Raw genomic sequence first — 24,402 nt, 5'->3', positions numbered from 1 at the left:
GAGAAATTTTGTGTCGTCATGTTTTCGCCAAACGGGTTCGGCTGCCAGGGTGGTGTTTTCGGCGAAATGCGCTTCGACTATTTTTCCGCTCCGACCGTGGTCTCGATTGCCTTCATCAAGGTCACCTCAGGGTTAGATGCGCAATATTCTGAGACCTTCTCGGCATTGCGGTCTAATGAGATCACATCAATGGTGGGATCGTTGCGTTTGCCGGCATAGTAACCGTTCAGCCAGAGCGCAACCGCAACCGGGTTCGCCATTTTGCTTCGCATCTGATCGCAGGTGATTTTCGAGACATCGATACGGACCTGTGCATGTGCGGGGGAGATCAGGAGCGCGATAAGCAAAAAGCCAGCCAGGAAAGAGCACTGCATTCGTCTTCTCCTCTCTATTCTACCAGGTAGTGCGGACAACAATCCAACTACGTCTGACAGCTTTGATCTAGATCAATGCTTGGTTGAAGGACCTGGCTGGAATCTCAATAGGAGATTCCGATGATCACACAGCATAAAATTGCTATCGTGGGTGCAGGTCTCGTGGGAGGCTCCGCTGCACTCTTCGCTTGTTACAGCATCCCCGGCGTTGAGATTGTTTTGATCGACGTCGATCCCGTTCGAGCCGAGGGGCAGGTACTCGATTTGGCCCATGCGGCGGCCATCTGGCGGTCGGCTGATTTCCGCGCGGGTGACTACTCTGACGCGAAGAATGCGGACATTGTCGTGATCACGGCGGGTGCCGGGGTCAAGCCGGGACAGACCCGCCTCGACCTTGTGCAAACCAACGCCCGGCTTATCCGAGACATCGTAGACCAAATCTCGCGATATGCACCGGATGCCATCTATCTCGTCGCGACCAACCCTTGCGACGTTCTTGCTTGCGTGGTTCAGCAGCATCTGGGATTGCCGCGTGAACGGGCGATCAGCACCGGCACTGAGCTCGACACGGCGCGGCTCAGAACTCTGCTTTCCGAGAGATTGGGTGTAGTGGCCCCTTCGGTTTATGCCTACATGCTCGGAGAGCACGGCGAGTCAGCCATCATCCATTGGTCGGGAGCGACGGTCTCCGGCATGCCGCTTGAAACCTTCTTGTCACGGACGGGGAAGGAATTGAGCGGAGCGAGCCGAGATCTTGTCCTTCGATCTGTTCACGAAGCGGCGAAGGCAATCAAGGAGGGTAAGGGGGCCACTCATTACGGCATCGCGAGTGCGATTGCTCGGATTTGCCAAGCAATTTTCCACAACAGCGATTTGATTCTTTCCGTGGCCGTGGTGCATCCAGAAGTCGAGGGTGTAGCCGATGTGTGCTTGTCTCTGCCAATGCTGGTCAATGGACAAGGCGCAAGGCTGATGGCTTATCCGGTACTGAACGATCACGAGAAGGATGGACTGCGACAGAGTGCCGAAATCGTCAAGGCCGCGTCAGAGAGTGCCCTTGCGAAGTTGAAGCAATAGCGCCGAAGACATAGAGATGGCTTGAGTGGAGGACGCGATGAGTTCGACGCAAGCGGAAGCGACAAGACAGGCAGCAGCCTTCGCCAATCTGGCCAAAGCGGGCAACTTCATCGTACCTTTGGCCATCGGCTTCATTCTCTGGTTCATCCCCGCACCAGATGGATTGAACGTCAAAGCCTGGCAAATGTTCGCAATCTTCGTGGCAACAATAACCGGGATTATCCTCGCGCCGCTACCGATGTCGGCTGTAGCACTGATTGGTGCGACGATAGCAACCCTTCTCGGGGTTATTCCCTTTAGCGCGGTTGTGGACGCAACTGGGACCGATTTGGTCTGGCTCGTCATGCTTGCCTTCTTTATTTCACGGGGCGTGATCAAAAGCGGACTGGGCCGCCGCATTGCGTTGCTGTTTATGCGTTTGCTCGGGAAACGCACAATCGGCCTCGGTTACGGTCTTGCCTTAACAGAATTAATTATCGCTCCGGCAATGCCGAGCATCACGGCCAGGGCGGGTGGCGTCATGCTGCCCATCACTCGCGCGATTTCTGAAGTGCTCGGCAGCGAGCCTAATACTGAATCGCGGACGAGGGTTGGTCGGTATCTGATCCTTTGCGCGTTCCATGCCAACATCATTACCGCCGGTATGTTTATCACGGCCATGGCGGGCAATCCGCTTTCGGTCAAGCTGGCAGCAGATCAAGGAGCGACGATAACCTGGATTGGTTGGGCAGCGGCCGCTTTCGTTCCTGGATTCCTTTGTCTGCTGGTAATTCCGGTGACACTTTTGTGGCTTGTTCCGCCAGACATCGTGCAGACGCCCGATGCGCCTGCGCTAGCCAAGCGGGAGCTCGCGACGATGGGCCCGATGTCTTCGAATGAGATCATCACGGCCGCGATCTTCTTAGGCCTTTTGGTGTTGTGGGTTTTTGGCGAGCAATTGAAGATCAGCGCCACCCTCGCAGCAGCCATCGGCGTTTGCTTAATGTTCATCACCCGTGTCCTGACCTGGGATGATGCTCTCAATGAGAAATCGGCCTGGGACACCATGATCTGGATCGGGCTACTGATCATGTTCGCGGCCAAGTTGAACGAATACGGCATGGTCTCATGGTTCGGAGGAGAGCTGGGCGTGTACCTTCAGGGATATCGCCTCATCGTTGTTTACGTGCTCGTTGCAACCATATATTTCTATTCCCACTACTTCTTTGCAAGTGCAACCGCTCATATCAGCGCCTTATTCCCGCTCTCGCTCGCTCTGATGATTGCGGCAGGAATACCTCCGTTCGCCGGAGCGATCGCGCTCGGGAGTCTGAGCAACATCTACGGCTGCTTGACACAATATGCGATTGGTTCCGGACCAGTCATGTTCGGAGCCGGATATGTCACGCAGGCCGAGTGGTGGAAGATCGGTTTCATCATGAGCGTCATTTATTTGGCGATCTGGCTTTTCATCGGCCCCCTGTGGTGGATGCTGCTTGGGCACATTTAGCTTGCTAAGCTCGCGCGGGAGAGCGGTCTAGACGGGCGCGTGACGCGCCGGGCGCTATGGCCATAGACCGTGACATCCGACCCAACCGCTGTGGTCATCCAACTCCAGACCGTGCGGCATTGACTGGGACCGCGTTAGCAAGCGGCAGACCGGGTCATTGATCGCTCCGGGTCAATCGCGCCGTTTTGACCGTCCGCCGATGACTTCCGATCTACCCCTATCAACAGGCATCATCACCATCAGCCTGCGTGTCTCAAAGGAGACATACGGTCATGCAGGTCGCGCGGCACTCCTCAGGGCTCAGCGGCGCCGCAGCCACGCGTCAATGTACCTTCCTGACGGGATCACATAGGCGCAAGCCCCAATTTGCTGCGAGCACCGCCGTCGCGAACTTTGCGCCAGCACTAATCGGCCACTGAGGTCAGAGGCGCGTCAACGCTTGCGCGCGCCAATCAACGCGGCGTGGCGGGAGTGGCCGCAGGTTGCTGGGTCGTAGGTGGCGCCGCAGCAGGTCGCGCCGCGGCAGGGGTGGCAGCAGGTCGCGCGCGTGGTTCACAGCGACCGTTCACCATGCGCATTCCTCGAGCGCTGCACTTGCGGACCGCGGCACGCACCTTGGTGTTAGATACGCAGATGCCATCGACCAGTTGACGTCCCAGACCACATCCTTGGCGAACTGGAATGACCGAATTGTTCGGCTGCTGAAGTGGGACGAACGGCATACTCTGTGCTGAGGACATAACGCACAGTGCGAGCGCAACGACGGCGGGTCTGATCATTGCTTCCTCTCCAGTTGTCACAGAAAGGCGCAGGCTATCACTCGCCGGTTTGTCGACCACTTGATTTAGGTCAACGAGCGAGCCGAGCGGCAAGAACCTTGCGCTCGGAAAGCGCCGCTGAACGTCTGCTCCAGCGGTAAGTCCGGGCGTGGCCCGCGAGGACAGGCGAATGGTGCAGTAGTCGTTGGGTCGTGATCGAGGAGGTTGATCTAGGTCAAAGTCCGAACTTGATGAGAAACGGAGGCTATTGTCGGGTGCCAATCTGTCTGCATGGCACCCCAAGTAACGGAGGGAACCATGCTTCGATACATTCTTGCTGTTGTGGCAGTGCTAGTTCTCATTACCGTGAGCCTCATTCCAGAGGACGCGCTCGCCCGCCGTGGCGGTGGTGGCGGGTTCCGTGGTGGCGGCGGATTTCATGGTGGCGGCATGCGCGCTGGCGGTTTCCACGGAGGTGGCATGCGTGCAGCCCACGTTCGGGGCGGCGCTGTTCATGCCGGACGCATCCATGGCGGTCGCGGCTATCGCGTCGCTGGTCGTCCACACCCCGGTCATCCAATAGCGGGCCGTCCGGGACGTCCGGGCTACCCAATTGCAGGTCGGCCAGGTCGTCCGGGCCGTCCAATCGCGGGATACCCGGGTTATGGTGGCGGCTACTATCGCCCGGGTTATGGTGCTGCCGCTGTGGGAGCCGCCGCTGCGGCAGGAGCCTACGGCTACTACAACAACAACTACAATAACGGCTGCTATTACGATACGTACGGGCAGTATGTATGCCCGAACCAATATCAATATCAGTATTGAGCGGCGTGTTGGGGCGGCGAACCCGAAAGAGGCGCAGCTGCCCCCTTATTCTTGATTGGCCAAAAGGCCAGCTGGTCGGTCATGACCACGAGTTTAGCTTGCGAAGTAATTTGAAGGCTTCGCATAATGTTGCTGCGTTGTTCAGTGATCACGCTTTCCTTGATACCTGTACGCCGGCCCAAGTGTGCGCCGCACCACCGTCAAGGGGCCGGCATCCGCAAACCTTCACAGAAACGGACTCATGCCCTGTAACCGAAGGTTCTTTATTCGATCACCTCATCGGCAGTGGCGATCAGTGCCGACGGAACCTTTACGCCGAGAGACTTAGAAATGCCGGGTTCGTTGTTGATGGTGTCACCTGAGGCGTGATTCAAGCTCCTTAAAACGGAGCCTGAATCATGCTTGTTGTCATTGTTGGCGGGGACGACCGCGGAAATCCGGGATGCAGCGCGTCATGGCTTGACGCCTAAATTGAACGATCGGGCTGCAGGAATGCGCGCTGCAACGGCGGACCTATTCGCTAAAGCCTTATCGGTTCTGATTGAATCAGAACCAGGCTTTGCTAATTGTTTTGACGCGTTTTCTTTACGCGAACCGGTACATGCTTCGCTCGAAACCGCTTAAGGGCCGCGCAGCGCGACGCCGAGTTCGATCGGCTGCAGCGCCGGCGTATTGCAGCGCCAGCCGCTGTCGGTCTTTTGAAACGCGAACGATTTCTCGATTCGGAGCCGGTGCGCGATCGGCAGGCTGTCACGGCTTCCCGGCGCAGACTTCGGCTGCCCCGATCGCAGGTCCCAGCAGGTCCCGGTGCAATTCGAGGCGACCGGGCTGCAAACGGCAAAGGGCGACAGAACCTTCATTTCGACTTCGGCGGTGACGAGCGCCTGCTCCGCCGACACCTCGGTATCGATCTGGATGATGCGGCTGACCCGCAGGAAGTCGCCGCAGGTATTGGCTGAATGAATCTGCGCGACGCAGAGGTCGACGGCGTCTTCGTCGGGCGAAGCCGCGACCGTCAACCGACCGAACACCCGTTTCGGATCGCCCTTGGCCGCGATCACCTCGGCGGTCTTGCGATCGATCTGGGCTGCCAGGCATTTTTCCGGCGCCGACAATTCAGCCACGGGCACGTTGTCCTTGTCGTCCAGATCGCATTTGCGATCGCGCGAGCGGGTCCATCTGGCATATTCGCTGAAGGCTGCCTTGGCCTCGTCCTCTTTCATCTTGCCGATCAGCGCGAGAACCTGGCCGTTGAGTTCCTTGTCGGCGATCGCCAATCCGGGATCGCCGCAGATCAGCACGCCGGCGGTGGTATTGATGGCGAGGCAATCGAAATTCGGATCGTTCAGGATGGCGATCCGCTCTTCGGTCTGCTTCAGCAGGCAGGCCTTGACCGGGGCAACTTGCAGGCTTGCGGTGCTTTGCCGGTCGAAGATTCCGCAACTCAGATCGCGGTTCTGGATCCATTCGACGTTCTCTTCGATCGCCATCCGGCGGTCGGCGATTCGGTCCAGCCGCTCCTGTACCGCGACGTTCAGCCGCGCACCGGTGCTGAGCAGGTCGGGATCGCCGCAGAACAACTGCCCCGCGGTGTCCTTGACCCCGGCGCAGCGATTGGTCTCGAACAGCGGCAGAACGTCACGCAGTGAACGGTCGGATTCGGGCGTGTCTTCGGCGCGGACGGAAAATGCCGTCCCGATCAGGGCTGCCGCGACAGCCAGTATGATGATGCGCATTCGAAGCTCCGCCCAGCGAGGACAAGGAGAAGAAACGCAAAGGCTGCAGAAAGCAAGCTCGAGTCGTTATGGCCGCCGCCTCTCAGCCTTCACCGCGCAATGAAATTGCTGGGTGGATGTTTGTCAATCGGCTTGCGCCGGGGCCTCTTGGGCGGGCGCGACCTGGTCGGGCCGGGCCAGCGAACTCACGGCGAGCGGCGCTGCGGGGATTGGTCCGGTTGCGTTGGCGAGCAGGGGCGCGTCGGCATATCGCATCACCTGACGCTGGTCGATCACGAATGTCGGCCGGTAATTCCTGACGTTGGCATCCTCGACCATCGCCATGCGCTGGTTATCCAGCGTCAGCCAGCGGCCGTCGAGCCTGGCTGCGGCCACCGCGTGATCGTCGCCACGAAGGGTGTCGTGCATGACCACGATTCGCAGGTCCTCGGGCGCGACCCCGGCGAGGCGCAAGGCCACGAATTTCGCAATCGCGTAGTCCTCGCAATCGCCGCCGCCCCTTGCGAGGGTCGCCAGCGGAGAACTCCAGACGTCGATCTGGCCATACTGGGCAAGATCGCTCACCGGGCGGATCGCGAGGTTGAGCGCGCGGTTGACCTCGCCGAGCCGGGCGCGGCCTTCGCGAAGCCTGCCGGCATCGACAATGGCCAGGAATTGCAGCGCGGCCGACGACGCACAGCGGTCGGGATCGCCCTCGCACAGCGCGAGCTGCACCAGTTCATCCTCGAGACGGCGCTGCACGCCCTGCCATTTGTCGTAGAGCCCACCGCCGGTGAGGGAAGATGCCGAGAGCCCGAACGGCTCAGCCGACTTCCGGATCAGGGTCGCAGGCCCAGGCGAGAGCAGCGTTGCGGCGCTCACCGGGGCTCCCGCTCCGAACCAGAGCAGGCCGCAGGCAAGCATGAGCGCGCGCCATGTGCGCAATTGAACCGATATTCCCATCTGACGCCCCTTGTCCGGGCATCGACGGGCTTGTGCTGCCCGCTCGTGACCGGATCATTTCGCTCGCGTCAGGATGGGCGGGGGAGGTTTTAGTCTGCTTAAAACCGGTGGCATGCGGCAGGAAAGCGCAAAACAGCTTAAAGTTCGTCCTGCTGGATTGTGGAGAATTTTATCGATCGTCCAGACGGCTGTTTGGCCGATGGATGGCGGAAATTTGGCTTAACCAGGCCGGACTCGTGGATTTCCGGTTAGTATGGCTAATTTGCTCGGCGGTCCGATCTGTGGGCTAGGCTGTTGTTTTCATTTAAGAAAATGTTGATGCGAGGGGGTTTTAACGCTCCCCTTCACGACGCATGTCCACCAAAGGGCCCCTTCCGCGCCACAAAACCTGATGATATCGAGATGGTGCAGATATTTTTTATGAATAATTAACAATTTATGGTGGCGCATTGAATTACGCCGGCAAAGTTGCATCGGGTGGGCTGGACTTATTTTCTGGTGCCCGAGTAGACATCGATCAACTTGCGCACCACGGGCCCGCCGATGCGGTCACCGTTCCCGACGCCCATCTCCTGTTTTCTGGCAACTTTCAGAAGTCCGGTAACGACCTGATTATCGCGGACGCGCTCCACCGCGTCTTGGTCCCGAACTATTTTCATGGCGAGAAACGTCCAACACTGGTCTCACCCGAGGGGGCGCCACTCGATCCCAAGGTGATCGAAGCGCTCACCGGTCACACCACTTACGCGCAAGCGGGCAACGACCCCGCCGCCAAGGTGGTCGGTCACGTCGCCAAGCTGACGGGCAGCGCCAGTCTCGTTCGCAACGGCGTCACGGTCGTTCTCAACAACGGCGATGCGGTTTACCAAAATGACGTGGTCCAGACCGGTAGCGGCTCCGCGCTTGGTCTCGTGCTGAGCGACGGAACGACGTTCAACCTGACCGCAAACGCGCGGTTAATGCTGAACGACCTGACCTACGATGCAACCTCAACCTCGAACACGTCCTTGTTTACGCTGGTGCAGGGCGCCGCCAGTTTCGTCGCGGGCCAGGTCGCCAAGACGGGCGATATGAAGGTTGCGACGCCAGTTGCGGCGATCGGCATTCGTGGGACAGCGGTCATCCTCGACATTTCGACGACGGACGGAAAAGTATCGATCTCCGTTGTCGATCAGCAGGACGGTGCCGTTCATGCGGTTCAGGTATTCAACACGAGGGGCGACCTGATCGGAACAGTGACGAGCAACGGTTCGACACTGACATTGACGCCGACCGCCACCTTCGACGTGATTGCACAACAAAGCGACAAGTCGCCCGCCCAGGTCGCGCAGGAGTTCAGGACGTTCCAGGCGGTCCTGAATACTTACGACATTCAGAAGGCGATCGATCCAAACCTTCCGCAGCACACGGACAACAGTGGAAGTGGCGACAAGAATTCAAATCCGCAGCAGACCAAATATGCCAATCTAGGTAGCACTCCGGCGAATCCGGTTGTCACCGACTCACGGCCGCTGACGGGCACGAGCGCCGTTGGGACTGATCCCGTACTCGTAACTGCAACGCCGGTTGTCATAACGGTCCAGTCGTCAGGTGCGACTGGAACGGTTTCAAGTCAAACGCCCGCGGACCCGGTCATCGTACTTGCGGCCGCGTCAGTGCCCTTTGTTGTCACGCCGTCGTCGGTTACCAAGGTTTCGTCTGGCTCCGGCGATCACTTTGGGCCGGTTATGAGCGCCGACGGACAATTCGTAACCTATGATCCCGACGGGGCAATCTACCTTTTCGACCGGAGTTCAGGTGTCACGAGCACAATAGAGGCGCCGGCAGGCGGCTTCACGTTCAGCTCGCCGACGATCAGCTCCGATGGCCGATTCATCGTGTATCAGCGATCGGATGGCCTCGTTGTTGTCTACAACAACGACTCGTCCGATCCGGCCAACTATCAGCAAAAAACGCAAATCGCTTCCGGGACCTCGCCTGCCATCAGCGGTGATGGCAGCAGGATATTGCTCGAGAACGGCGGCAATATTATTGTCTACGATCAGCAGGGACGCGTCCTGACGACGATTACGCCTGCTGAAGTCGCCGGCGCAGGCGCGCTGTGGAAACCGGCGGTCAGTGCGGATGGCCATGTCATCACATTCTGGAGCTCCGACTCGGTCGGCGCCGGAGGCGCTGGTCATCTCTACAGCTACGATTTGTCGACCGGGATCCTCGCCGCGATTGCTGACACGGCTGCGAATGCAGGGATTAGCGCGGCTTCGATCAGTGCCGACGGCCATTATGTCGTTTATCAAAGCATCATTTCCGGCGGACACTCGGAGATCTATCTCTACGATCTGAACGCCGGAAAGGTCGTATTCGCGACGTCGAATGCTGCGGGTGGCAGCTACAACCCCGCCATCAGCCCGGACGGCCACTTCATTATTTTCGCCAGCGACGCGCGGCTGACGGCGGACGACACCAACTCTGTAGCGGACACATATGTCGTCGATGTCAGCAATCCTTCCGCGCCCGTCTTCAAACTCGTATCGGCGCTTGCCGACGGGACGCAGGGCAATGCGGCTTCCAACCTCGGTGCATCTATCAGTGCCGGCGGATTGTTCGTCGCGTTCGGCAGCAACGCCTCGAACTTTTCCAGCACCGACGGCCCCGGCGGCAATATTTTCATCGTAGATCCCAGTTCGGGCCGCAGTGCGATCATCCAGGAAACTGCGGGCTCGCCGTCCACCCTCACTGCGAGTGGAACGATCCTGCTGACTGGCGATCACACGGGAACAACGATCAGTTCTTCGGGAGATCCTGCCAGATTCTCGGCTCTGTTCGATGCCAATGGCAACATTGTATGGACTTTCAGTGAGGCGAAGTCCGACTTCGTCGCGCTAGCATACGGACAGGATGCCAGCCAGCAGTTCGTGATCACGCTCACCTCCGGCACCACCACGACCAACATCCCGATCACGGTCACGGTCCATGATGCGGTTCAGCCGGCGGTCCCGGTCGTGGCCGTTCCCGGCTCGATTGTTGGCGACAACCTGGACAATACGCTGACGGGCACCGCCGGCAACGACATCTTCCAGGGTTTTGGTGGCAATGACACGATCATCGGTCTGACCGGCGTCGACCGGGCGGTCTATGCGGATGCGACCGGCGGTATTGCCGTCGATCTTGCCGCCGGCACCGTGTCAGGCCCGGGCGTGGGCATCGACACCCTGATCGGGATCGAGGCGATCCAGGGCAGCAATTTCGCCGACCATTATTCGGCGGCGGGCTTCACCGGCAATGCCGGCGTGCCGGGCGTGCCCGCGGGCTTCAACAGCTTCGAGGGCATGGGCGGCGACGACGTCATTATCGGCAACGTCAACGTACAGGGCCAGGCGCTGACGCGGGTTTCCTATCTCAGCGCGACGGCCGCGGTGACGGTGGATTTTGCCGCCGGGACCGGGATCGGCAATGCCTCGGTCGGTACCGACCACTTCACCAATGTCAACGCGGTGATCGGATCCAGCTTCGGCGACACGCTGCTCGGCAGCGACAATCCGGCCGGAACCTATGAGCAGTTTGACGGCCGCGCTGGTAATGACTTCATCGACGGCCGCGGTGGCTATGATTTTGTCACCTACAACAACGATCCCGCTACTACATCGGGCATTGTGGTCAATATGGCCGCGGGCATCGTGACCGGCGACGCGAGCATCGGCACCGATACGCTGCGCCATGTCGAGGGCGTTCGCGGCACCAATTTCGCCGACACCTACGACGCCACAGGATTCAGCGGCAGCAGCACCAATGCGGGTTCGCTCGGCACCTTCAATAGTTTCGACGGTCAGGGCGGCGACGACACCATCATCGGCAACGGCAACACCCGGATTCAGTATTCGAATTCGACCGCGGCCGTGAATGTCGATTTCGTCCTCGGCACCGCGACCGGCGACGCGTCGGTCGGCACCGACCATTTCACCGGCGTCAACGCCGTGATGGGCTCGATGTTCGACGATACCCTGAAAGGAAGCGGCAACAACGAGACTTTCATGGGTCTCGCCGGCAACGACTTCATCGACGGCCGCGGCGGCTTCGATATCGCCCAATATAACAACATGACCTATACGACGGGCCCGATCAGCGTCGATCTGGTCGACGGCATAGTGACTGGCGATGCCTCGAACGGCGTCGACACGTTGCGGTCAATCGAGGGGATTCAGGGCACGAATTTTGCCGATACTTTCGATGCGACGAACTTCGGCACTGCTGGCTATCTAAATACGGCAGTCTACAATGTCGGCAACTTCGGCACTTTCAATCAGTTCGAAGGATTGGGCGGCGACGATACCACCATCGGCAACGGTAACACGCGCCTTATTTACTTCAACTCGACCGGAACCGTAACCATCAATATGACGGCGGGTACCGCCGACGGCAATGCTTCGGTCGGTCACGATACATTCAGCGGCGTAAACAGTGTAATCGGCAGTAATCTCGCCGACGTCTATGACGCTACGAATTTCACGGGCGGCGCGTATGGTCCCTCCAACTCGTTTGAGGGGGCTGGCGGTAACGACACGATCACCGGCAACGGGAATACGCAGGTAACCTATTTCACCGCGACAGCCGGTGTGACGGTCAATTTGCAGGCAGGGACTGCGGACGGTAACGCTTCGGTCGGCCACGACACCATTACCGGTGGCGTGAATGGCGTTTTGGGTTCGAATTTCGGCGATTTTCTCTACGGCGACGCTGGTGCCAATTTTCTCAACGGCATGAACGGTGACGATCTGCTCGACGGCCGCGGCGGTAACGGCGATTTTCTCTACGGCGGCAGTGGAGCAGATACGTTCGTCTACGCCACCGGTTATGGCGCCACCACCATTGGCGACTTCAGCCATGGCGATGGCGACAAAATCAATCTGATTGGCGTTGCTGGCGTCTACTCATTGGCCGACGTACTGGCGGCGGCTCAGCCGTTGAACGGCAACACTGATACGTTCATCGATTTCGGCAAAGGCGATACGCTGCTGCTGACGGGCGTAAGCCTTTCCAGCCTCACCGCCGGCGATTTCCAGTTTGCATTGGCGCCGACGATCACGTCGGTGACGGATGACGTGTCGCCGGCGACGGGAACGCTGACCAGCGGCGGCAGCACCAACGACACCGACCTGACGGTGCAGGTGAGCCTGACCGGGACCGGCGCAGCGGCCGGTGATACAGTGCAGCTGTACGACGGCAGCGGGACGGGCAGCCAGCTCGGCATCTCGTACACGCTGCTGGCAGTCGACATCAGCAACGGCTTTGCCAATTTGCAGACCGGGACGCTGAGCGACGGTACGACCTACGCCATCACGGCGCGATTCACGGATACACTGGGCAACCAGAGTGCGGTCTCGACCAACACCTTCACCGTGACGGAAGACACCACGGCGCCGGCGGCGACGATCAGCGGCACGATCGGCACGGACACCGGCGCGACCGCGACGATTGCGAGCGGAGGGCTGACCAGGGACAACACGCTGGCGCTGTCCGGCACGGTGAGCGACGCCGATGGGGTGTCGTCGGTGCAGGTCTATGACGGGGTGAACCTGTTGGGCACCGCGACGGTGAGCAGCGGCACCTGGAGCTTCACTACGGCGGCGCTGTCTGAGGGCAGCCACAGCTTCACCGCCACGGCGACGGACGTTGCCGGCAACGTCACGACCACCTCGGCGGTAACGGCGACCGTTGATACCACCGCGCCTGCCGAGACCATCAGCAGCACGATCGGCACGGATACCGGCGCGACCACGACGATCACGAGCGGCGGGCTGACCAGGGACAACACGCTGGCGCTGTCCGGGACGGTGAGCGACGCCAACGGGGTGTCATCGGTACAGGTCTATGACGGGGTGAGCCTGCTGGGCACCGCGACGGTGAGCAGCGGCACCTGGAGCTTTACCACGGCGGCACTGTCTGATGGCAGCCACAGCTTCACCGCTACGGCAACGGACGTTGCCGGCAACGTCACGACCACCTCGGCGGTGACGGCCACCGTTGATACCACCGCGCCTGCCGAGACGATCAGCAGCACGATCGGCACGAATACCGGCGCGACCACGACGATTGCGAGCGGCGGGCTGACCAGGGACGCCACGCTGGCGCTGTCCGGGACGGTGAGCGACGCCAACGGCGTATCGTCGGTCCATGTCTATGACGGGGTGAACCTGTTGGGCACCGCGACGGTGAGCAACGGCACCTGGAGCTTTACCACGGCGGCGCTGACCGACGGCAGCTATAGCTTCACCGCCAGGGCGACCGACACGGCCGGCAACGTCACCACTACATCGGCAGTCACCGCGACGGTCGACACCACGCCGCCGAGCGAATCGCTGAGCAGCACGATCGGCACGGACACCGGTGCGACCGCGACGATTGCGAGCGGCGGGGTGACCAGGGATAATACGTTGGCGCTGTCGGGGACGGTCAGCGACGCAAACCTGTCGTCCGTGCATGTGTTCGATGGCGCGACGGACCTGGGGGCGGCGACGATCAGCGGCGGCAATTGGAGTTTAACCACCGGTCCGCTGGCCGACGGCAACCACATCTTCACCGCCAAGGCGACCGATACGGCCGGTAACAGCAGCACGGTTGGGGTGATAACCGCGACCGTTGATACCACCGCGCCTGCGGAGACGATCAGTGGCACGATCGGCACGGACACCGGCGCGACCACGACGATCACGAGCGGCGGGTTGACCAGGGACAACACGCTGGCGCTGTCCGGGACAGTGAGCGACGCCAATGGCGTATCGTCGGTCCAGGTCTATGACGGGATGAACCTGCTGGGCACCGCGACGGTGAGCAGCGGCACCTGGAGCTTCACCACGGCGGCGCTGTCCGAGGGCAGCCACAGCTTCACCGCCAAGGCGACGGATAATGCCGGCAACGTCACGACCACCTCGGCGGTGGCGGCCACCGTCGACACCACCGCGCCGGCGGTGACCATCACGGCGGCAGGCGGTTCGATCAATCAGGCGGTCCAGATCATCACCGGAACGGTCGGTGCCGCGGATATTGGCAGCACGGTGACGCTGTTCGACAATGGCGGCGCGACGCCGCTCGGCACCGCGGTCGTCCAAAACAACGGCAGCTGGAGCGCCAGCGTTACGCTGTTGGGCAATGGCACCCACAGCATCGTGGCCAAGGACACCGATGCCGCCGGAAATACCGGTACCAGCAGCGCGGTGATCTATACGTTGAGCACCGTCGGCCCGACCGTGACCGAAGGCCTGGCGATCGATACCGGGTCGTCGGCGAGCGACAAGATCACCTCCAATGATGCACTGACCGGGACTGGCGACGCCAACACGCTGGTTACACTGACGGAGGGCGCCACTGTTCTCGGCACGACGACTTCGAATGGCGCCGGAGTTTGGTCGTTCACGCCCGCCGGTCTATCGGACGGACTACACACTATCGTCGCGAGCCAGACCGACGGATTTGGGAACACCGGCGCGGCGTCGCTGACCTTCACGATCGACACCACGACGACGGCGCCGTCGGCGCCGGACCTGGCAACGGCTTCGGACTCCGGCACGTCGAGCACCGACAACATCACCAAGAACACCACGCCGGTATTCACCGGCAGCGGCGCCGAAGTCGGCGCCACGGTGACGTTGTTCGACACCAACGGCACGACGGTGCTGGGTACCGCGATTGCGGATGCTTCGGGCAACTGGTCGATCACCAGTTCGACGCTGGCGAGTGGCAATCATACGCTGACCGCCAAGCAGACCGACATCGCCGGCAACACCAGCGTGGCCTCGGCCGGCCTGGCGGTGACGATCGACACCACGGCGGCGGCGCCGTCGGCACCGGACCTGGCAACGGCTTCGGACTCCGGCACGTCGAGCACCGACAACATCACCAACGTGACCACGCCGGTGTTCACCGGCAGCGGCGCCGAGGTCGGCGCCACGGTGACGCTGTTCGACAGCAACGGCACGACGGTGCTGGGCAGCGCGATTGCGGATGCCTCGGGCAACTGGTCGATCACCAGTTCGGCACTGACCAGCGGCAGCCACACGCTGACCGCCAAGCAGACCGATATCGCCGGCAACACCAGCGCGGCCTCGGCCGGCCTCGCCGTGACGATTGACACCACGGCGGCAGCGCCGTCGGCGCCGGACCTGGCAACGGCTTCGGACTCCGGCACGTCGAGCACCGACAACATCACCAGCAACACCACGCCAGTGTTCACCGGTAGCGGCGCCGAGGTCGGTGCCACGGTGACGCTGTTCGACAGCAACGGCACGACGGTGCTTGGCAGCGCGATTGCGGATGCCTCGGGCAACTGGTCGATCACCAGTTCGGCACTGACCAGCGGCAGCCACACGCTGACTGCCAAGCAGACCGATATCGCCGGCAACACCAGTGTGGCCTCGGCCGGCCTCGCCGTGACGATCGACACGACGGCGGCAGCGCCGTCGGCGCCGGACCTGGCAACGGCTTCGGACTCCGGCACGTCGAGCACCGACAACATCACCAGCAACACCACGCCGGTGTTCACCGGCAGCGGCGCCGAGGTCGGTGCCACGGTGACGTTGTTCGACACCAACGGCACGACGGTGCTGGGCACGGCGATTGCGGATGCCTCGGGCAACTGGTCGATCACCAGTTCAGCGCTGACCAGCGGCAACCACACGCTGACCGCCAAGCAGACCGACATCGCCGGCAACGCCAGCGTGGCCTCGGCCGGCCTCGCCGTGACGATCGACACGACGGCGGTGGCGCCGTCGGCGCCGGACATGACGGCGGCGACCGATACCGGCACATCGAATACCGACAACATCACCAGCAACACCACGCCGGTGTTCACCGGCAGCGGCGCCGAGGTCGGCGCCACGGTGACGCTGTTCGACAGCAACGGCACGACGGTGCTGGGCACGGCGATTGCGGATGCCTCGGGCAACTGGTCGATCACCAGTTCGGCACTGACCAGCGGCAGCCACACGCTGACCGCCAAGCAGACCGACATCGCCGGCAACCCCAGCGTGGCCTCCGCCGGCCTCGGCGTGACAATCGACACCACGGCGGCAGCGCCGTCGGCACCGGACATGACGGCGGCGACCGATACCGGCTCGTCGAGCACCGACAACATCACCAGCAACACCACGCCGGTGTTCACCGGCAGCGGCGCCGAAGTCGGCGCCACGGTGACGCTGTTCGACACCAACGGCACGACGGTACTGGGCACCGCGATTGCGGATGCATCGGGCAACTGGTCGATCACCAGCTCGGCACTGACCAGCGGCAATCATACGCTGACCGCCAAGCAGACCGATATCGCCGGCAATACCAGCGCGGCCTCGGCCGGCCTCGGCGTGACAATCGACACGACGGCGGCAGCGCCGTCGGCACCGGACATGACGGCGGCGACCGATACCGGCACGTCGAGCACCGACAACATCACCAACGTGACCACGCCGGTGTTCACCGGCAGCGGCGCCGAAGTCGGTGCTACGGTGACGCTGTTCGACACCAACGGCACGACGGTGCTTGGCAGCGCGATTGCGGATGCCTCGGGCAACTGGTCGATTACCAGCTCGGCACTGACCAGCGGCAATCATACGCTGACCGCCAAGCAGACCGACATCGCCGGCAACCCCAGCGTGGCCTCCGCCGGCCTCGGCGTGACAATCGACACCACGGCGGCAGCGCCGTCGGCGCCGGACCTGACGGCGGCGACCGATACCGGCACGTCGAACACCGACAACATCACCAGCAACACCACGCCGGTGTTCACCGGTAGCGGCGCCGAGGTCGGTGCCACGGTGACGCTGTTCGACACCAACGGCACGACGGTGCTGGGCACGGCGATTGCGGATGCTTCGGGCAACTGGTCGATCACCAGTTCGGCACTGACCAGCGGCAACCACACGCTGACCGCCAAGCAGACCGACATCGCCGGCAATACCAGCGTGGCCTCGGCCGGCCTTACCGTGACAATCGACACCTCCGCTCCCACGGAGTCATTGGCGATCACATCCGTTTCTGGCAGTTCGTCCCCGACCGACAAAACCATTACCGTCTCAGGCTCGAACAGTCCGCTCGCCGCCGGTGACAAGATCCAGATCAGCACCGACGGCTCGACCTGGACCGATGTGGTTCAGAACACCTTAAGGAGCTGGAGTTTCGCCGATAGCGTCACGCACACCGGAACCTTCACCTATCGGACGCGGGTCGTCGACACCGCCGCCAACGTTGGCGCCACCGCCATCCAGGCTATCCTTGTCGCCTATAATGGCGGGACGGTTACGGTCGGGGCTTCATCGGCGCTCGTCGCCGAGTTTACGGGAACCGGCGGTAACCTCCAGTTGACGCCGTCTGCGGCGATTACCGGCACAGTCAATGCGATATCCGTTGCAAGCGGACCGGTCGCCATCACGGGCAGCGACAGCGTAACGACGACAGCGGGCGATGCCATTGATCTGACCGCTACCGGGGCGCCACTGGCCAATCCCGCAAATCTGAACGTGAACCTGACCGGCCCGATTACCGGCGCGGCGAGCGGCATCGCGGTAACCCAAAACGCTTACGGTTCGATCACGGTCACCACATCCGGACCCGTCATCGGTCAGGCCGGTCGTGGCATCCTCGCCCTGCAAAGTGCAACCGGCGTCGGCAGCATCCTGGTCAACGGATCGGGAAATGTCACCGGCACCGGCACCGGTTTCAGCGGCATCGTTGCCCAAAGTTTGAATGCAGCGGACAGTAGCGGCGTCACTGTCACTCAATCCGGAAACGTCATCGGCGGCCGCGATGGCATCCGAGCGCAGACCAATGGCAATGGAAACGTCACCGTCACCACCGGGGCGGGCGCGACCATCACGGGGACCTCGCTTTACGGTATCGAGGCGGCTTCGAATGGCCAGGGAAGCATCAGCGTCACGACTGCGGCCGGCGGAACGGTCAACTCCGGCAGCGCCGGCATCAACGTCTACAACCAGGCGACGTCGATTCCGCAAGTGGGTGGAGTGACGGTCAGCTCGATTGCGGTCACGGCCAATGGCACCATCAACTCCGGCATGACATACACCGGCGGCGGCGGCCGCCCGGCCGGAATCCTGGCGGGATACAAGGGAGGCACCACCAACACGACGAACGCCACGGCGTTCGGCACCGTGACTGTCGACAATTTTGCGAACATCAACGCCGCGGGCGGCGACGGTATCCGGGCGTACAATTTCGGCCCCGGCGACGTCACGGTCAACGATCATGCCGGTACGATCGTTGCCAAGGACATGTTCGGTATTACCGCATCGACCAACAGCACCGGCAAACTATCGATCACCATGGCTGCGGGAGATAATGTCACCTCCGGTTCTTCCGGTGTCCAGGCGGTCAATCTGGCAACGGCGATTTCCACGGCGACAACCGTGAGCGTAACCGCCAATGGCACCATCCATTCCGGAACCCATCTCACGCCAAGCGGCTCTCAACCCCAGGGCGTTTCTGCCGGTTACTTCCCGGGCAATGCCGGTGCCTCGAACACCAATGTCAACGGCACGGTCCTTCTCGACAACTTTGCCAATGTCACCGCATATGCCGGCTGGGGCCTCGACGCCTACAATTATGGCAACGGCAGCGTCACGCTGACCGACGAAGCGAACACGGTCGTATCCGGCGCGCAATTCGGGATCGCGGCGTACTCGAACAGCTCGGGTGCCCTAAGCTCCGGCAGCGTGACCATCAATGTCGGTACCAACGCGACGATAACCGCCGGCGCGCTCTACGGCCTGGCCGGCATCACGGGCAACATCAATAATTCCGGAAACGTGTCGATCACGACATCGGCCGGCGACATCATCACCTCCGGCGGCACGGGAATTCAGTCCAACAGTACGGCCACCAGCGCGGCCTCGAGCCAGATCTCTGTCACGACGCTCGGGGGCACTATCAAGTCGGGCTATAATTTCTTCCAGGGAGGTGGCACACCGTCCGGCATTTCTGCCGGCTACGGCACCAATGGTGCGCTCAGTACGACTCTCCACGGCAACGTAATTCTCGACAATTCGGCGACCATCAATGCGGTTTCCGGGGCCGGGATCAATCTTTACAACAACGGCGTGGGCAGCATCAGCGCTACGCTGCGAGCCGGATCGATAAACGCCGCGCAGGGCGGCGTAAATGCGTTCTCCTCAGGTGGCGGCAACATCACGATCGATACTCGCGGTACGATCAACGCGGGAACCATCGGCATCAATGCCGGCAACGGAACCAGCAATCCTTCGAGTGTCAACGGTCTGATCTCTATCCTCAATTCTGGCACCGTCAATGCGCCCGGCGCGCCATATATGCCGGTTGTGAACGTCAACAACTCGAACAGCAGTCAGACCGCAACTCTCAGCAACAGTCCTGGTGGAAATATCGCGGCCAGCTTGTTTGGGCGGACCACCAACAACGTTGCGGTCTCGGTCTTTTCCGGTAACGGCGCGATCACCAATAGCGGCACGATCACCGGCAACGTCGCGCTCTTCGCGAATGGCAACTTTACCAACGCGATCGGAGGCGTCTGGAACCTCAACGGCAACAACAGCTTTGGCACCGGTGCGACTGCGATCAGCAATGCCGGCATGATGAACGTTTCAGGCTGGACCTTCCTGTCGGCCAATGGCGGCCCGATCGCCTTGTCGAATACGAACGCTATCACTGTCGCGCCAAACAGTGTTGCTCAGATCTTTGCCAATGTGAGCGGGGTTGGCACGATCTCGCTTGGCGATCGCTCGGCGCTCGAGATCAGTGGCTCGGTCGCCGCTTCGCAGGGATTCAATATCCTTGGCAGGGGGCTTCTGACGTTCGACAACCCGGCGTCGGTCGGGTCGAATCTACCGCTCAACTTCTCGTCCAGTGGCATCGGCAATCTCGGCTCGATCATCTCGCTGATCGGCGGCGGCATTTCAGCCGCCAATATCGCCGGCTCAACGTTGACGGTGACCGGCGCGTTCCAGAGCTACTCGTTCCAATTGTCCGGAAGCGGGGTGTCCGGCAACTACTTCGATGTTCTAACACCGAACCAGATCGTTCTGGTGCCGACAACGGCGACGGTCATCTCGAACGTCACCACGTCCCAGTCGCCGGTTACACCGGTAAACTTCTACATCCTCGACAACGACCACATCGGCGGCAGCGGCCCGGGGTTTAACCTGCAAACGAATGACCCTGTTGCCACAAACCTGTATGCGATTGTCGTCAACGGGAATTCGGACATTTCGGTGAACGGATCGAACATTTCCGGTCTGCGTGTTGCGACACCGGGCGCCAGCGGCACGATTATAAACGCCGCGAATGTCACGACCACCGGTGCCGGCCCCACCAGTGGTATTGTCATCGATACCACCCTCAGCGGAAACAGCTTCAACGGTTCCGCCGATATCGTCAACTACGGTAATGTCAGCGGTGTCACGAACGCAATTGTCGCCAATACGGTCAACGGCAATGCCAATATTGTCAGCGGGTTTGTCACGCTGACCGGAACGAACTCGTACGGAATTTCTGGTAGATCCAATGGCAATGGCGGCGTCAACATCATGACGTCGGGCGGCACGATCAATGCCGGCCTCATCGGAATTGTTGCTTTCGAGTTGCAGATGCCGACCGCCAGCGCGGGCGGCAACGTCACTGTCCATAACTCGGCCAACATTACGAGTGGCACGAACACAGCAAATCTTGCCAATAGCGGCGCGGCCGGCATTCGCGCGGGCATTCTCAACAACAACACGTCGGTGCCAAACGCCGCGATCACCGGCGACGTCACGATCGAGAATCGCGCGAACATCACTGCGCAGGCCGGAGCAGGCCTTTTCGCCTTCAACTACGGTTCTGGCAATACCTCGGTCACGTTTGCGCCAGGCCAGTATTCGATCACGGCGATCAATGGGGGAGCGACCGGCACCGGTACCGGCCTCACCCAGTACGGCATCTTTGCCTTCAACTACGGCACGGGAAGTTCGCTGGTGAATGCCGGCTGGGGCACCACCATTACCTCGGGCGGCACGGGCATCAATGCCGGCAACCAGGCCACTGCGATTGCTTCCGGCAGCGGCAGCACCGTCTCGATCTACAGCCAGGGGTTCATTTCGTCCGGCACCAATGTCAACAACAGCGGTAGCGCACAGTCTGCGATCCAGGCTGGCTACAATCCTGGCGGTAACGGCCAGTTCAGTTCCGCTGTCTACGGCGACGTGATCGTCAACGTAGCGAGCGACGGCAATCCCTTCGGTAACCCCAATCCGACTCTCCTCGCTGCGGCGGGCCCTGGCATCCTTGCGTACGATTATGGCGTCGGTAACATCGCGGTTAGCGTCGGCTTTGGGGTATCGATTCAGGCACTGACGGCCGCGACGGCGTCCGGGGGCGGCAATGCTCCCTACGGCATCTCGGCGACCAATCGCGGTCCGGGTAACATCGTTGTCACCACGTCGGGCGGATCGTCCATCAATTCCGGCAGCAGCGGGATTAACGCAGTCAACGACGCTAATCCGACAGCGGGCTCGGACCTTGCCAATCTCTTCGCTGCGAATGTCATCGCTGGCAAACCTGCCGTGATCGCGGTGACGACGGCCGGCACGATCAATTCCGGCGGCCAGTTGACCAATAGCAGCAACCCGTCGTCTGGAATCGCCGCCGGCTTCTTTGGCTCGAGCGGGCACGCGAACCAGTATGTCAGCGGCAACGTCTACATCAACAATGCGGCGGTTATCACGGCGGCCGGCTACGGACTGCAAGGGTACAATTTCGGCTACGGCAGTATCACCGTCAACGATGCCGCCGGCGCCAATATCACGGCGGGCTTAAACGGCATCTACGCCCACGCTGATGGCGGGTTCACCGATCCGATAACGGGTAGCGCGCTGGCACGGGACATCGCCGTCAACGTCTACCAGAATGCGACGATCGTTGCAGGCACAGCCTCCAGCACCGCTTACGGCATCCTGGCCCTCAGCACCAATGCGGGCAGCATATCGGTCATTACCGCGGCGGGAGCTACGATCGATTCGCATCTGGGGGGCTCGGGCATCAACGCGGCCAACGAGGCCGCCAGCATCGACGCGTCGTTCAACAGTTCCGTCGTTGTGACCAATGCTGCCACCATTCATTCCGGCGCCGGGCTGACCGGATTTGGCAACCAGCCGGCCGGTATCCTCGCAGGTTACGTCGGCGCAGCCACGAATCCCGCGCCTGGCAATCTCGCTAACTACAACGTTATCGGCGAGGTCGTCGTCAACAACTTCGGCAACATTACCGCCGACGCAGGCTATGGCATTAGCGCTTACAGCTACGGCGTCGGCAACGTCACTGCGAATGATTTCGGAGGACACATCACGGCACTCGGCGGCGCCAGTCCGCCGAACGGCTCGGGTATCGGTATTCTCGCGCAGAACTATGGACCCGGCAACGTGCGGGTGACGACCTCGGCCGGAACTATTATCACGTCCGGTGGTTCAGGCATCGCTGCGGTGAACAAGGCAACATCGGTCGATCCCGCCAATTCTCCAGTGGTTGTGCCGTCGATGAGCGAAGTTTCGGTGCTGGCCTTGGGCACAATTCATTCCGGCACGATACCGACCGCGACGGTAGCTAGCGATCCAGCGGCCGGTATTCTGGCCGGGTACAACCCCAACAATACGAACACGCCGAACAATGACGTTCACGGCAATGTTTCGATCGACGACTATGCGACGATCCTGGCGCCAGCCGGTACGGACGGCATTCGAGGCGTCAATTACGGCACCGGCGATATCACGATCGTCGTTGAGGCCGGCGCCGGCGTGACCGGCGGGCGCTACGGCGTCGCCGCGCTCGGTTACGACGGTGGCGACGTCAGCATAACCAATAGCGGCACGATCACGGCCACCACCGACGCCGTCATTGCGATGACGACGTCGACCGGAACGGCCGTCATCGACAATTTCGGGCATCTGGTCGGCAACGCGGCCGGTTACAATGCCACCTTCACCAACGAGATCGGCAGCGACTGGTCGCTGAACGGAGGCGCGAGCGTGTTTACCGGGGTCAGCACCCTGGCGAATGCCGGCCTGATCGACAGCAACGGTGTATCCGCGATTTCCGGGCTCTCGAACCTCACGAATACGGGTACCATCGAGGTACAGTCGGGCACACTCACGCTCGGTGGGCCGGTGACAGGTGCCGGTACGATCGTGGTCTACGCCGCGACGATGGAGTTTGGTGGCGCGTCCGATGCGAATGTTCAGTTCACCTCTACGGCGACCGGAACGCTTAAGCTCGACGACGCTTCGCATTTCACCGGCACGGTCACCGGATTTGCCTTCGGCGATACGATCGACCTCGCCGGAATCGCACCAGCCAATGTCAGCGTCATCAATTCCGGCCACCTCCAGGTCAGCTACGGGACCGGCTCTTTCGAACTGGTCGGCAATTATGACCCGACGGGCTTCACGATCACTTCTGACGGCAGTACCGGTACGAACATCACTTGGAATCACCAGGCGCCGGTCATCTTGACCAACAATTTGACCACTGTCCAAAATGGCGACGGCTCAACAACGGTACTGGGCGTGCAAGTTACCGATGCCGATCCGGCCGCCTCATCGGAGACCTTCAACCTTACCGCGACAACCGGCGCTGCGGCATCAGGAACAACTATAACGCCGTCGTCGGACTCGGGCTCGTTGACGCACATCAACAGCACGTTTACGACCGGCGTGACGTATAATCCTGGCGGCTCTGCGCCTGCGATCGACAGTGTGACGCTTACCGTTACCGACGGCTTCGGGGCCACCGACACCGTAAACTTTGTCTTCAACCAGGGCGGCTCCGGCTCGAACGTCACGCTGCAGGGCACTTCCGGCAAGGACGTGATTTTCGCGACCCAAGGCCAGGACGTACTTTCCGGCGGCGCTGGGCAAGATCAGTTCGTGTTCAAGCCGGTATTATCGGGTACCGTGCAGCACACGATAACCGATTTTGAAGCTGGGATTGACACGCTCGATGTTCGTCAATTCAGCAACATTACTGGGGCGTCGATTCCGTCCGCCGTTCAGCAGGGTAACGATACGCTGATCACCCTCGACGCTCACGACACGTTGCTGCTGAAAAATGTGCTCGCTTCTAGCGTGCACACTAGCGATTACATCGTTCATGCCTGATGTTTCGATTAGGAAATCCGGAAGGTGATAGCTGGTAGTCCGGCA

At 61.2% G+C, this 24,402-nt stretch carries 7 protein-coding genes; 4 read left to right on the top strand and 3 right to left on the bottom strand.

Annotated elements, in window-relative coordinates:
- Window positions 1-77 precede the first annotated feature (77 nt).
- A complete protein-coding gene (locus tag FFI89_RS32195; RefSeq protein ID WP_138831482.1) occupies window positions 78-374 on the bottom strand; it encodes an HdeA/HdeB family chaperone in 297 nt (98 codons plus the stop codon).
- Between the two features lie 120 nt (window positions 375-494).
- On the opposite strand from FFI89_RS32195, the gene FFI89_RS32190 reads away from it, so the two are divergent.
- From FFI89_RS32190 to FFI89_RS34640, 3 genes are all read left to right on the top strand, one after another.
- Window positions 495-1,451 (top strand): L-lactate dehydrogenase, encoded by a 957-nt coding sequence (locus FFI89_RS32190; RefSeq protein WP_210249050.1) that lies wholly within the window; start codon window positions 495-497, stop codon window positions 1,449-1,451.
- Between the two features lie 37 nt (window positions 1,452-1,488).
- Window positions 1,489-2,940 carry a DASS family sodium-coupled anion symporter gene (locus FFI89_RS32185; RefSeq protein WP_138831481.1) on the top strand — a complete coding sequence of 484 codons (1,452 nt, stop codon included), beginning with the start codon at window positions 1,489-1,491 and terminating at the stop codon, window positions 2,938-2,940.
- A gap of 1,158 nt (window positions 2,941-4,098) precedes the next feature.
- The gene (locus tag FFI89_RS34640; RefSeq protein ID WP_168213119.1) at window positions 4,099-4,281 is read left to right on the top strand and encodes a hypothetical protein; all 183 of its coding nucleotides are present in this window, start codon (window positions 4,099-4,101) and stop codon (window positions 4,279-4,281) included.
- Window positions 4,282-5,143: 862 nt separating this feature from the next.
- Here FFI89_RS34640 and FFI89_RS32175 read toward each other — a convergent pair.
- Both FFI89_RS32175 and FFI89_RS32170 read right to left on the bottom strand, forming a co-directional pair.
- Window positions 5,144-6,259 (bottom strand): lysozyme inhibitor LprI family protein, encoded by a 1,116-nt coding sequence (locus tag FFI89_RS32175; protein ID WP_138831479.1) that lies wholly within the window; start codon window positions 6,257-6,259, stop codon window positions 5,144-5,146.
- A 123-nt stretch (window positions 6,260-6,382) separates the two neighbouring features.
- Complete coding sequence (locus FFI89_RS32170; RefSeq protein WP_138831478.1) at window positions 6,383-7,201, bottom strand: transglutaminase-like cysteine peptidase; 819 nt, start codon at window positions 7,199-7,201, stop codon at window positions 6,383-6,385.
- A 638-nt stretch (window positions 7,202-7,839) separates the two neighbouring features.
- Here FFI89_RS32170 and FFI89_RS32165 point away from each other — a divergent pair.
- Window positions 7,840-24,357 carry an Ig-like domain-containing protein gene (locus FFI89_RS32165; RefSeq protein WP_138831477.1) on the top strand — a complete coding sequence of 5,506 codons (16,518 nt, stop codon included), beginning with the start codon at window positions 7,840-7,842 and terminating at the stop codon, window positions 24,355-24,357.
- Window positions 24,358-24,402 lie beyond the last annotated feature (45 nt).

The sequence above is a fragment of the Bradyrhizobium sp. KBS0727 genome, assembly GCF_005937885.2.
Lineage (GTDB): Bacteria > Pseudomonadota > Alphaproteobacteria > Rhizobiales > Xanthobacteraceae > Bradyrhizobium.
The sequence above is the reverse complement of the archived record's forward strand: the minus strand, read 5'-3'. Positions and strand labels throughout refer to the sequence as shown.

Bases quoted from the DNA above. Each gene is read 5' to 3' on its own strand.
- FFI89_RS32195 (WP_138831482.1), bottom strand. From the start codon at position 374: ATGCAGTGCTCTTTCCTGGCTGGCTTTTTGCTTATCGCGCTCCTGATC.
- FFI89_RS32190 (WP_210249050.1), top strand. From the start codon at position 495: ATGATCACACAGCATAAAATTGCTATCGTGGGTGCAGGTCTCGTGGGA.
- FFI89_RS32185 (WP_138831481.1), top strand. From the start codon at position 1,489: ATGAGTTCGACGCAAGCGGAAGCGACAAGACAGGCAGCAGCCTTCGCC.
- FFI89_RS32175 (WP_138831479.1), bottom strand. From the start codon at position 6,259: ATGCGCATCATCATACTGGCTGTCGCGGCAGCCCTGATCGGGACGGCA.
- FFI89_RS32170 (WP_138831478.1), bottom strand. From the start codon at position 7,201: ATGGGAATATCGGTTCAATTGCGCACATGGCGCGCGCTCATGCTTGCC.